Consider the following 12,612-nt stretch of genomic DNA (forward strand, 5'->3'; position numbering starts at 1 on the left):
ATGATTGCTCAAGAGCTGGAAGTCAGTTTACATATGGCGTTTGTCGAGTCGCGGCAGAAGCGGCACGAATTCATTACGGTGGAGCATTTGTTGCTGGCCATGCTCGACAATCCCACCGCCGCCGAAGTGTTGCGTGCTTGTTCGGTCGACATCGATGATTTGCGCAGACTGCTGGCGGAACATGTTACCGAGAATACGCCAACAGTGAGTGGCAGCGGTGAAGTGGACACCCAACCTACCCTCGGTTTCCAGCGCGTCATCCAGCGCGCGATCCTGCACGTTCAGTCTTCAGGAAAGAAGGAAGTCACCGGCGCCAATGTACTGGTAGCCATATTCGGCGAGAAGGATTCTCACGCAGTTTATTTTCTGCACCAGAAGGGTGTGACGCGGCTCGACGTGGTGAATTATATTTCGCATGGCATTAGCAAAGTACCTCAAGGTAGTAGCGCCAAAACCGAAAGTGAAGGCGATACCGAACAGGAATTGGGGGCGGGTGGTGCGCTGGAAAGCTACGCCGTGAATCTGAACACCCAGGCTCTCGCCGGCAAGATCGATCCGTTGATCGGACGCGAGAAGGAATTGGAGCGTCTGATACAGACTCTGTGCCGCCGCCGCAAGAACAATCCCTTGTTGGTAGGTGAGGCGGGAGTGGGCAAAACTGCTATCGCCGAGGGACTGGCACGCCGGATCATAGAAAATGACGTTCCCGATGTGCTTGCACACCACCAAGTGTACGCTCTGGATATGGGTGCGCTACTTGCCGGTACCAAATATCGCGGGGATTTCGAGCAACGCTTGAAAGCGGTACTGAAACAGTTGCTCGACAGTTCCAATGCCATTCTCTTCATTGATGAGATACACACGCTGATCGGTGCGGGGGCGGCTTCCGGAGGGACGCTGGATGCCTCCAACCTCCTCAAACCAATACTTAATACCGGTCAACTGAAATGCATCGGAGCCACCACTTATAGCGAATATCGGGGGATCTTCGAAAAGGATCACGCTCTATCCCGTCGCTTTCAGAAAATCGATGTGCATGAGCCGAGCGTGGAAGAAACCGTGGCCATTCTGCGGGGCCTGAAACCTCGTTACGAAGCCCATCATGGCGTCAAATATACCGCCATTGCGCTCACCACCGCCGCGGAATTGGCGGCACGCTTCATCAATGATCGTCATCTGCCTGATAAGGCAATAGACGTGATCGATGAGGCCGGCGCGGCACAGCGTATCCTGCCGAAATCACGGCAGCGCAAAGTGATCAGCAAGCATGAAATCGAGGATATCATCGCCAAGATTGCACGCATTCCGCCGCAAAATGTTTCCAGCGATGACCGCAATACGCTGAAGACGCTGGATCGCGACCTGAAGGCCGTCGTGTTCGGTCAAGATAAAGCCATCAACGCATTGACGACGGCCATCAAAATGGCGCGGAGCGGCCTGGGTAATCCGCAAAAACCCGTCGGTTCGTTCCTTTTCTCCGGCCCCACCGGTGTCGGCAAAACCGAGGTGGCACGGCAGCTCGCTTATGCATTAGGCATTCATCTGCATCGTTTCGACATGTCTGAATACATGGAGCGGCATGCGGTGTCACGCCTGATTGGCGCGCCGCCTGGATATGTGGGGTTCGACCAGGGCGGACTGCTCACCGAGGCCATTATCAAGCAGCCCTACTCGGTATTGTTGCTGGATGAAATTGAAAAGGCTCACCCGGATATTTTCAATATTCTGCTGCAAGTAATGGACCACGGTACTTTGACGGACAATAATGGCCGCAAGGCGGACTTCCGCAACGTGGTCATTGTCATGACCACCAATGCCGGTGCCGAATCGCTTAGTAAAGCCTCGATAGGCTTCACCAAGTCGACGCAGGCGGGTGACGAGATGATGGATATCAAGCGCATGTTTACGCCGGAATTCCGCAACCGGCTGGATGCGATCATTTCCTTCGCTGCTCTGGACCGGGACGTGATTCTGCGCGTAGTGGACAAGTTCCTGATGCAACTTGAAACGCAGTTGCATGAGAAGAAGGTGGAGGCGATATTCACCGATGCCTTAAGAGAGTATCTCGCCAGGAATGGCGTTGATCCCCTCATGGGCGCCCGCCCCATGGCACGGCTCATCCAGGACACCATACGCAGCGCCTTGGCGGATGAATTGCTGTTCGGACGTCTTGCCAACGGCGGCAGAGTGACTGTAGATATAGACGCCGACAGCAAAGTGAAACTTGAGTTTGAAGAAGAAGCGACCATCGCTTTGTAAAAAGGAAGCAAGGAATAAAAAAGGCGCGTAATCCGCGCCTTTTTTATTCCGGATTATTGCCGGTCCAGCTATTTACCGGTTTTTTTACTGCTGGTTTCGTACTTGAAAGACAGATTCACTCTGGCGCGATACGCAGTCACTTTACCATCCTCAATTACCATATCAAGCTTTACTATTTCGGCAACCCGCAAATCTCTTAGGGTTTTTGACGCGGCCTTGACGGCATTCTTGGCTGCATCTTCCCAGGATATCTTGCTGGTTCCCACTATTTCCGTTATGCGATAAATACTATCTCCTGCCATGACGTTTCTCCTTGTTGGTTAGCGCGAGATACACCCCAGGTGCAACACACATGCATCCGGCACACCATCAGTTTAGATTAACACCGGTAAATTGCAATCAAGGTGGGTGGTACACACCCACAGGGAAAAATTAAGCGATATTTAGCCCGCGACAACCCGCTCATTGATGTATCCGAGCGCTTCCTCTACCTGATCGACAAGAATAAGGCACAGTTCGCCCGCTTTCAGGTTGGCGAAAGCGGTATCGATGGCTACGAACTCACCCCGGATTTCCTTGACATCACGCGTGCGTTTCGCATTCTCCAGGCCTTGCCGCAACAGGCCAAGCACTTCTCCATCGGCGCGTCCTCGCTGGCACTGGTCCTGATAAAGCACCACCTCATCAAAAGCGTCACCGAGAATCTTGGTCTGTTGGCGAATATCGTCATCGCGCCGGTCGCCGGCCCCGCTAATGACGACTGACCGTCGTTTAGCTGGCATATTGTCAATCGCGTGCACTAATGCCTGGATGGCATCGGCATTATGACCATAATCGGCAATCAGCGTGGCGCCACGGTGGTTGAAGAGATTAAAACGCCCCGGCGCGGTTTGCATGTCACTGACAAAAGTAGCCAAACCGGCACGAATGATTTCCCAATCAAGACCCAGTGCCCACCCCGCTCCTGCGGCAGCCATCACATTATCGATCTGAAATGCGATAGCGCCATTTTGCGTGAGCGGAACTCCACCCAGCGGTATCCGCTGTTCGGCGTCAGCGTCCGACGCAACAATCGAGTCGCCGTCAAGGTAGATGACGCGCTTACCTTGGGCGCGATGCTTCGCGATGACCGGATTGTCGGGGTTGCGGGCAAAAAAAGTTACTGACCCGGGGCAATGGACTGCCATTCCCGCCACAAGTGGGTCGGCCGCATTGAGTACGGCGACTCCGGTCCCGGGCGTAACGTTTTGCACAATGATTCTTTTGACAGCGGTTAGATCCTCCACCGTATTAACATACGAGAGACCGAGATGATCGCCCATGCCGATGTTGGTGACCACCGCGACACCGCAGCGATCGAATCCCAGTCCTTCGCGCAACAAACCGCCACGCGCTGTTTCGAACACGGCGGCATCAACGTCAGGGTGCAGCAGCACTTTTTTTGCACTCTTCGGACCACTGCAATCCCCGGTATCGATGCGCTGACCATTGATGTAAACTCCATCAGTGCTGGTCATACCGACACGCAGGCCTTGATAACCCAGAATATTGGCGATCAGGCGCACAGTGGTGGTCTTGCCATTGGTACCGCTCACCGCAATAACCGGGATGCGCGCATCATCGCCATCCTTGAACATATTGGCGATGACTGCTTCCCCCACCGCGCGTCCCTTGCCGAATGAAGGCTGCAAATGCATGCGGAGACCTGGAGCAGCATTAATTTCTATGATGGCGCCATGTTCCTCCAGGGGGTTCGACACACTGTCGCAGATAACATCGATGCCGCAAATGTCGAGACCAATCATTTGCGACGCAGCTTCCACACGCGCGGCAAGAGCGGGGTGCACATCATCGGTCACATCGGTAGCCGTTCCGCCAGTGGAAAGATTGGCGTTATTGCGGAGAAAAATACTTGCCCCTTTAAGCGGGATGGATTCAGCGGTCAAACCCTGCGTTGCCAGATGACTCAGCGCAATTTCATCGAAATGAATTTTTGTCAGCGAGTTCGCGTGGCCCTCGCCACGTCGCGGGTCATTATTGACCTGCTCCACCAATTCTCTGACGCTGCGCATGCCATCGCCGATAACCTCGGGCGGGTTGCGCCACGCAGCCGCAATCAGTTTATTGCCGACGACCAGCATACGGTAGTCGTGACCTGGAATATAACGTTCCACCAGCACCTCACCGCTGATCTCCACCGCCATCGCATAAGCCGCTTCCACCTGCTCCCGGCTGGTGAGATTCACGGCTACACCCTTCCCCTGATTACCATCCTGGGGCTTGACGACCACCGGCCCGCCGATCTCACAAGCGGCAGTCCAGGCGTCCTCCGCATTCGCTACCGGCCGGCCTGATGGCACGGGAATGCCAGCGGCACTCAGCAGCGTTCGGGTCAATTCCTTATCCTGTGCGATCGATTCAGCCACCGCCCCGGTCAGGCCGGTTTCAGCGGCCTGTATACGCCGCTGCTTACTGCCCCAGCCAAATTGCACCATGCTCCCATCAGTCAGACGGCGGAAAGGGATATCTCGTGCGACAGCAGCGCTGACAATCGCACCCGTGCTCGGCCCAAGGCGTATTTCTTCGTTCAAGGCGCGCAGACGGCGCACCGCATCGGCCAGATCGAAGGCGGTATCCTCGGCCGCAGCGTGGCACAAGGTTTTTGAGAGCTCGGTGGCAAGTCTGCCCACCGCTTCTTCGCTGTACTCAACAACGACCTGATAAATCCCGGTTTCCAGCGTCTGCATGGTGTGACCGAAGGTTACCAGACACCCGGCTTGTACTTGCAGGCCCAATATAACGCGCTCAAAAGCGTGCGCCATGGTCAGAGCGCCATGATGATAGGCAGGCCGGAGCAGATCGACTTGTGGAAACCGTTCCCGCAGCCGGTCCAGAAAATCCGGTATTCCGACAGGATGGCACTCGGCATCGCTACATGAAACAATAGCTTCTATGGCCGTATGGCGGCTCCACAAATTGGGACCGCGCAATGCGCGGATACGCGATACTTTCATTAACCGTTCTCCTGTTTTATTCATTCGGAAGCATGGATTCTGGGGCAAGGTTTTTTCTGTCTTGAATACCCGAGAAATTTTCAATTCCGTTACGTATGAGAGCAGGCGCTATACCGAGCGCCCAAGCAGCGCCCACCGCCGCCAGAACATTCTCGACCTCCAGCGTCGCAAGCCCTCCTCGCGTGACTGGCACGTCAGCGAGTTTGGCCAGCGTTATTTCACTAGGGCCGGTAACAAGCAGAATGTTTCCCTCACGAACGGTCACGGCCCGGTTGCTCCGTATGCCCTCCACATTCTGGGTACCACTCGTGCGATGCGCATTGATGACCGGCAGCTCAGGATCAACACTGAAGTAAATAATCTCGCCATTACACAGCGTGGCCATGTCGACGAGCATCGGCTCCCTGGCGTTGAGTACCGCTGCGCCTGCCGGCAGCACGACATCCACCTGGGTACGCAGAACATCGAAGACCTGTTTCGGCGTCTCGATATCGTGGCGACCATAATGCCGGCTTGTGTCAACGTTGGTAACGACGCCGACCTGACACCAATCGTAAGCAAGTCCCTCGACCAGAATATTGTCGCCGCTGTTCTCAAAAACCGCCGCTTCGATCGAGCGATTCATCAGAATATTGTTGGCTGACTTCCAATTGGCGTGATTGCCCTTATAAACCTGCCTTGGGCCGAGATAAAATCCGTCGCCGCAAGCGAGCCCCGTATGCTGGCCGGTAAGGGCAAGCAACCGCGCGACAAGATGTGCCACGGTGGTTTTACCATGGCTGCCGGTCACTCCCACGACCGGAATACGGCCGTGGTTATTGTCCGGAAAGAGATGATCGACAATGGCTTTGCCCACGGGGCGGGGAGTGCCCACAGCAGGTTTAATGTGCATCAGCAGGCTGGGGCCGGCATTGACTTCGACGATTGCGCCACCCTGTTCGGCAAGTGGCCGCGAGATATCCTGGGCGACGAGATCGATGCCGGCAATATCCAGTCCGACGATACGAGCTGCGAGGGAAGCGGCAGCGGCAATGCTCGAATGCACCTCGTCAGTGACATCGAAAGCATGATTGCCATTCCGCTGAATGAGGACTTCGAGTCCGGCAGGGGGTATCGAGTTGATGGTAAAACCCTGGCGGGCAATCTCCATGATGGTTACGCCATCTATGCCGATCAGGTTGAGCGGATGATCTTCAGTTGCTCCGCGGCGCGGATCGGAATTGATCTGATGGCCGATCAAGTCGCTGATGGTAGATTTGCCGTCACCGGTAACCGACACCGAGTCGCCCCGGTTCGCAGCAACGAGCCGGCCGCCAACGACCAGCAAACGATGCTCGGTGCCCGGAATAAAGCGTTCAACCAAAACGCCACTGCCTTGTGCCAATGCCGCATGATAAGCCGGCACGATCTCTTCACGGGTAGTCAACTCAATGAAAACACCGCGCCCATGATTCCCGTCGCAGGGTTTGATGACGACCGGCACACCGATATCCTGCGCAGCCTCCCACGCATCTTCGGCACTATTGACAATGCGGCCTTCGGGAACATGGACTCCGCAGGACCGGAGTAATGACTTCGTCAGATCCTTGTCACGCGAGATGCTTTCCGCAATCGCCGGAGTCCGATCGGTTTCGGCTGTCCAGATGCGCTGGCTGCGCGCCCCGTAGCCGAGTTGCACCAGATTTCCCTTGGCAAGAAGGCGGATATAAGGAATGTTGCGATGGGTGGCGGCCTCGACGATACACGCGGTTGATGGTCCCAGCCACAGCGAATCGACCATGTCGCGCAGGCGCTCGATGACACCATTGACATCGTAAGGCTCGTTGCGGGGTGGCTGGGTTTCCATCGCCGCCAGCACCAGCTCACGGGCCGCAAATAAGGCGTTGCGCGCAATATCCTCATGCCAGGCACTGACGGTTACCTTGTAGACGCCGCGCTGAGAAGTTTCACGAGCTCTGCCGAAGCCGCCAGACATGCCGGCTAGGTTCTGCAGTTCAAGTGTAACGTGTTCGAGAATGTGGCCTGGCCAGGTACCTTCCTTGAGCCGGCGCAGAAAACCGCCCCGCTCTCCATAACTACAACGGTGTTCGATCAGCGAAGGAAGCCAGGAAGAAAGGCGCTCATAAAATCCCGGAATGGTATCGGAGGGAAAATCTTCGAGTTCACCAATGTCGACGACTGCCTCGAGTACCGGACGGCAGGTCCAGATGTTGGGTCCGTTAAGATGCCTTATCTCAAGAAATTTGATGTCCTTTTTGCCGACATAGTCAGTGTTCGAATTCGGGCAGACCGGCATAAAATTATGCAAGAAATGGATTGAAACTGAGTTAAACGCGGTTTGCATGAAATGGTTTACAGATTTATCAAATTAATTCTGGAAGTATGTGGACGGATTCCTGTAGAGGTTTTGGATAGTCATTCATATTGAATTCCCCCATCCACGCTAGAGCGGGCTGATATTCAACCTGTCCGGTGTGCCCATCTGAATTTTTATTGTTTTGGCTAATGCGGCTCTGCCGCTCATCATGCACGAACAAAGCTTCGCTATTTACCGTGCAAACGCTCTCGAAAAATTGGGAATATTCCTGATGATGTAATTTTTTATAATTTTAAAGGCGGAAGGATTGCTTGTATTCGATATCAGGCTGGGAATCGACAACAACATAAGCATATGTCATGCCAGATCATTTTTATCTTATAGAACAATAGATTAATTAAGATAGCTTTATCAGATCGGATTAAGAGTGTCGTCACTCATCGACAATGAGTGCTCAGCTTATTATCAACCAGTTGAAGCATAACCAATATTGCCTGTCTCCAGATGGCGACAGGGGCGATAATTGCTCAAACAGGCATGAGGAAAAGAACCACGCCGCGGCGTTTCAGGCGATTTGACTATCATCGATTATCGCCAGTTATGAAAATGAAATGGGAAGGCGGCCGTTCTAGCCCGGATATCTCACCAGACTCGGCAGAAAATTGTCATAAGCGGCATGAATAATGCCATGGGTGAACAGTAACTGATTTGTACGCCAGCCGTCGAGAGCGCCGGCGGGCGCGTGGCGGCATCTTCCGCGATCCGGCGAAGTATCCGGGCTAGGGCCTGTTAACACTTATTTCGCACCCGCGACGGTGACGAATTTCATCCAGCACGAGGCAGGAGCCGCGCGGCGGAGCAGGCCTCCGTAAGCGGCGAGTAACGAAGGGCTGGATGAAATCCGTCCCGTCCCTTTGGGTTGTGCGCAAAAAACGCGGGTGCGAAATAAGTGTTAACAGGCCCTAGAGAAACCGGTCCAGAATCTTGCGGCTATGAGAATCAAGCGCAAGCCGATCACGGATCAGGAACTGAATGCCATGACTGTCCGCAATCAGCAGGGCCGGTGGAGTGAGGCGGCGAATATCTTCCTCGCCTTTGAGGACAAAGGATGTTTTGCCGCGATCCGTTTCCACGTGCCAAGTACTTGGCGTGACAAAACTCGAAACATCGTGAATTCGTCTGATTTCGGGAATGAACTCGCGGCTGGCCAGATCGGCTTCGACCAGCGTACGCAATCCATCGGGCAAATCGCTCAATTGATCAATCCACGCCAGCTCATGACCATGCTGGCCGATCAGCGCAATACCATAATCCGGGGCAGTGATCGGGAACGCGCGCACGGGAACGACCCCTTCATGCGCCTCGCCATCCATCCCGGTAAATACCAGCCGCCCGAAGGTATTTCGGCTTAGCCGATAATTCGGTTTATCGGTCATCGCGTCCATCCCCGGCTTTGCGATCAACATCCGGTCTGCGCAAATCGTCCTCAGTATCGACGTTGCGTGCCTGCGCCTGATAGAGACCGTAATAATGGCCTTCCTGCGCCATCAGTTGAGCATGATTGCCCGTCTCGATGACGCTGCCGCGGTCGAGCACAATCAGCCGGTTGGCGTCGCGCAAGGTGGAAAGACGGTGGGCGATGGCGATAGTCGTTCGTCCACGCACGAGATTCTCGAGTGCTCTCTGAATTTCTTTTTCGGTCGTTGTATCGACAGAGGAAGTCGCTTCGTCGAGGATCAGAATGCGGGGATCGATAAGCAGTGCGCGAGCAATGGATATGCGCTGCCGTTCACCTCCCGAGAGAGCCTGTCCGCGCTCACCGACCAGAGAGTCGTAGCCGTGTGGCAGGCGCAAGATGAACTCGTGGGCATGGGCGGCACGGGCCGCGGCAATAACTTCCTCCCGCTTTGCATCCGGTTTACCGTAAGCAATGTTCTCGGCGATCGTTCCAAAAAACAGGAAGGGCTCCTGAAGCACCAAGCCAATATGCTTGCGGTATTCGACGACCGGTAGCGAGCGAATGTCTACCCCATCCAGCAAAATCGCTCCTTCGGTGACATCGTAGAATCGGCAGATCAGATTGACAAGCGTACTCTTGCCCGAACCGCTATGCCCCACAAGGCCGATCATTTCACCTGGCTCGATGGTCATGTTTATATCGTGTGTCACACTGCGCGTGCCATAACGAAATCCGACGCCGCATAACTCGATACGGCCTTTGACGACAGGCAGATGAACGGGATGTACGGGCTCAGGAACGCTGGAGACATGATCGAGGATTTCAAAAATACGTTTGGTACCAGCCGCCGCTTTTTGCGTAAACGAGACAATACGGCTCATCGAGTCCAACCGCAGATAGAAGCGGCTGATATAGGCAAGAAAGGCGGTGAGCACGCCAACCGTAATTTGGTCTTTCGATACCTGCCAGATGCCGAAAACCCATACCACAAGCAACCCGACTTCAGTCAGCAGCGTCACGGTGGGCGTGAACAATGACCAGATCTTGTTGACCCGGTCGTTTACCTCCAGATTCCGGTCGTTTGCAGCCCGGAAACGTCCTGCCTCGCGCTTCTCCTGGGCAAATGCCTTGACCACGCGTATGCCGGGAATGGTATCGGCAAGCACGCTGGTGACCTCAGCCCAGACGCGATCGACCTTTTCGAAGCCGGTGCGCAATCTATCGCGTACCAGATGGATCAGCCAGGCGATGATCGGCAGCGGCAGCAGGGTGACCAGCGCGAGCCAGGGATCGATCGAAATCAGGATGATGATCGTCATGGCTATCATCAGTACATCGGTAGCGAAATCCAGCAAGTGCAAAGACAGAAAAACGTTGAGGCGATCGGTTTCCGAGCCGATGCGCGCCATCAGATCGCCAGTGCGCTTTCCGCCGAAATAGGCATGCGAGAGTTTGAGGAGGTGTTGGTAGGTGGCCGTACGCAGATCGGCGCCGATACGTTCGGAAACCCTTGCCAGCATGTAGGTTCGCGCCCAGCCCAGTCCCCACGCCAGAATGGCGGCACCGAGCAGACCGGTGAGATAAAAGGTGACAAGGCTCGTATCGATCGGTTTCCCATTCTGATAGGGAATCAGCACATTATCCATCAGCGGCATGGTCATGTAGGGTGGTACCAGCGCCGCTGCCGTACTGCCTAGCGTCAGCAGAAAACCCGAAAGCAATTGCCACTTGTAGGGTCTGGCAAAACGCCACAGACGAAAAAGTGTCCAGGTCGAAGATGGCTTAAGTAGTTCTGTCCTGCACGCCGCACACGCTTCCTCCCCCGGCAATAAGGGCGCATCGAGCGTCCTCTGGCACTTGGGACATACAACATGCACGGACGGCTGCGGCAGCTCTCCGTTAAGCCGGTAAGCCAGTTGCTCTGCAAAATGTTCGGTCAGGCGCCCGGCCGCGATGTCTGCGCCGAAGGTATAACGCCAACGAGCAAGTTGCGAATCCGCGTCAAGGAGCTCAAGGCTGCCAACGCCGGAATAATCGTGACGAATCAGCATCAATCCTGGCTGGTAAGTCCACTTCCGCCAAGCAGCGCCCTTCTGATCCGTCCCTGGACTGGCCAATAGGCGCCGAGTGGTCACGATCACCAGGCCCGAAGCAAAATGCAAGTGCGCATCAAGATCAGTTTCCAGCCAGGCCAGTATTTTTTCCTCGGCAGAAAGCTGCGGCTCGACTTGCGCGACCCAGACGGAAGGCAGGTTTAGCGGTGAGACGCTTGGCAAAACGGCGGGATCAATAGTGGAAGGCGAAGGGCTGGTCATTATTTAAATGGACTGCTCGTCTCAAGAGTCATGCTTGCAAACCGATAAACAGCTGCACTGCCAGCATTAAGGCCGAGACTCAAGTCCCTGAAGCTTGCGTTCATGCGACTGGATACCGGACACATTATCCTAAATCCGGTAGTCGATCGCTTATTTAGTGGATCGGTATTATGATTAATAACCATATTTCGTATTATTTGACTCACCTTCCGGGTGAGGCCGCTACGGATTAGGATTATGCCTTGTCTGAGCATGTCAGTGACTTTGCATTCACGTTCTCAGTACTTACTTGATGGGGATGTTCGTGCTCCCAGCACGGCGCCAGCTGTTACCGCACCCAGCCCCGCCAGTGTGAGGACGGACAGTGGTTCGCCCAGAAGCGGCACGGCGGCAAGTGCCGATATGACAGGCACAAAAGCCATCAGCAGGGCCACAGTCTGTGAACCGAGACGACGCACCGCGAAAGTGTAGAGCAGCATCGCAACGAAAACCACCAGCACACCCTGATATATCGCTTGGGTTGCAATCTCGCTGAGAGGCGCTAGGACAAGCGTACTAGGTAGAAACAACCACCAGACTGGCAGATAAATCAGGGCACTGCCCAATGTCGTAGCTACCGTTGCGGCAAGAGGATGCACTGGATAGCGGCTCAGCAGCAGAGTAAATATCGCCCACGAGGATGAGCCGCAAAGAAAAAGCAGATCGCCAAAAATTTGCGGACCGGTGAGTTGTGGGCCACGTGAGAATGAATCGGCGGCGGTCAGTACGATGCCGGCGAAGACGATGGCAAGCGCGGCGCGTTGCCGCCCCAATGGTTTCTGCCCAAGCCATAGCCACGCAATGATAGCTGTCTCGAAAGGCAATGCACCGGGCAGCAATACCGAGGCATGAGCAGCGGGGGTCATGCGAAATGCGGCATAGACGACCACCGCATACCCAATGCCGCCAAACAAGGTGAACAGCATGGTCACCTTGAGCGGTGGCAGTGTCGTTCGCGGCAGGAAAAAGACCGCGATCAACGCACCCACCCCAAAACGCAGCAACGTGATATCCCAACTGGTCAGCGTGCCCGTGCCGCCATGACGCGTGACCAGAATGAAGCCGGTCCAGATACATATGGTAACGAAAACCGCAACCCAACCTTGATGGGAACGTATCGCTATATTCATGTATGGCAGCACGGATCGGAAACTTAAACACCATGACCGGAATGGGATTTCAAGATTGAACCTGAATCCTGATCGATAA

The 12,612-nt window shown here is 54.9% G+C and carries 7 protein-coding genes; 1 reads left to right on the plus strand and 6 read right to left on the minus strand.

Annotated features, from left to right (window positions below):
* Positions 1–2,259 (plus strand): ATP-dependent Clp protease ATP-binding subunit ClpA, encoded by a 2,259-nt coding sequence (gene clpA, locus SQ11_RS03980; RefSeq protein ID WP_041512814.1) that lies wholly within the window; start codon positions 1–3, stop codon positions 2,257–2,259.
* Between the two features lie 68 nt (positions 2,260–2,327).
* Here the strand turns inward: clpA and SQ11_RS03985 are convergent, their stop codons facing one another.
* From SQ11_RS03985 to SQ11_RS04010, 6 genes are all read right to left on the minus strand, one after another.
* Positions 2,328–2,561 carry a dodecin family protein gene (locus SQ11_RS03985; protein ID WP_041512815.1) on the minus strand — a complete coding sequence of 78 codons (234 nt, stop codon included), beginning with the start codon at positions 2,559–2,561 and terminating at the stop codon, positions 2,328–2,330.
* 141 nt (positions 2,562–2,702) lie between these two features.
* The gene (gene cphA, locus SQ11_RS03990; RefSeq protein WP_041512816.1) at positions 2,703–5,273 is read right to left on the minus strand and encodes a cyanophycin synthetase; all 2,571 of its coding nucleotides are present in this window, start codon (positions 5,271–5,273) and stop codon (positions 2,703–2,705) included.
* A gap of 16 nt (positions 5,274–5,289) precedes the next feature.
* Positions 5,290–7,569, minus strand: coding sequence for a cyanophycin synthetase (gene cphA / locus SQ11_RS03995; RefSeq protein WP_041512817.1), 2,280 nt, complete (start codon positions 7,567–7,569; stop codon positions 5,290–5,292).
* A 983-nt stretch (positions 7,570–8,552) separates the two neighbouring features.
* Positions 8,553–9,026, minus strand: coding sequence for a DUF1854 domain-containing protein (locus tag SQ11_RS04000; RefSeq protein WP_041512818.1), 474 nt, complete (start codon positions 9,024–9,026; stop codon positions 8,553–8,555).
* Positions 9,016–11,364 carry an ABC transporter ATP-binding protein gene (locus tag SQ11_RS04005; RefSeq protein WP_052493963.1) on the minus strand — a complete coding sequence of 783 codons (2,349 nt, stop codon included), beginning with the start codon at positions 11,362–11,364 and terminating at the stop codon, positions 9,016–9,018. The genes SQ11_RS04000 and SQ11_RS04005 overlap by 11 nt, the downstream gene beginning before the upstream one ends.
* A gap of 278 nt (positions 11,365–11,642) precedes the next feature.
* Entirely contained in the window at positions 11,643–12,533 is an 891-nt protein-coding gene (locus SQ11_RS04010) for a DMT family transporter (protein WP_041512819.1), read from the minus strand.
* Positions 12,534–12,612: the final 79 nt, after the last annotated feature.

It is taken from the genome of Nitrosospira sp. NpAV (assembly GCF_000832065.1).
In the GTDB taxonomy this organism is placed as follows: Bacteria; Pseudomonadota; Gammaproteobacteria; order Burkholderiales; family Nitrosomonadaceae; genus Nitrosospira.

Bases quoted from the DNA above. Each gene is read 5' to 3' on its own strand.
- clpA (WP_041512814.1), top strand. From the start codon at position 1: ATGATTGCTCAAGAGCTGGAAGTCAGTTTACATATGGCGTTTGTCGAG.
- SQ11_RS03985 (WP_041512815.1), bottom strand. From the start codon at position 2,561: ATGGCAGGAGATAGTATTTATCGCATAACGGAAATAGTGGGAACCAGC.
- cphA (WP_041512816.1), bottom strand. From the start codon at position 5,273: ATGAAAGTATCGCGTATCCGCGCATTGCGCGGTCCCAATTTGTGGAGC.
- cphA (WP_041512817.1), bottom strand. From the start codon at position 7,569: ATGCCGGTCTGCCCGAATTCGAACACTGACTATGTCGGCAAAAAGGAC.
- SQ11_RS04000 (WP_041512818.1), bottom strand. From the start codon at position 9,026: ATGACCGATAAACCGAATTATCGGCTAAGCCGAAATACCTTCGGGCGG.
- SQ11_RS04005 (WP_052493963.1), bottom strand. From the start codon at position 11,364: ATGACCAGCCCTTCGCCTTCCACTATTGATCCCGCCGTTTTGCCAAGC.
- SQ11_RS04010 (WP_041512819.1), bottom strand. From the start codon at position 12,533: ATGAATATAGCGATACGTTCCCATCAAGGTTGGGTTGCGGTTTTCGTT.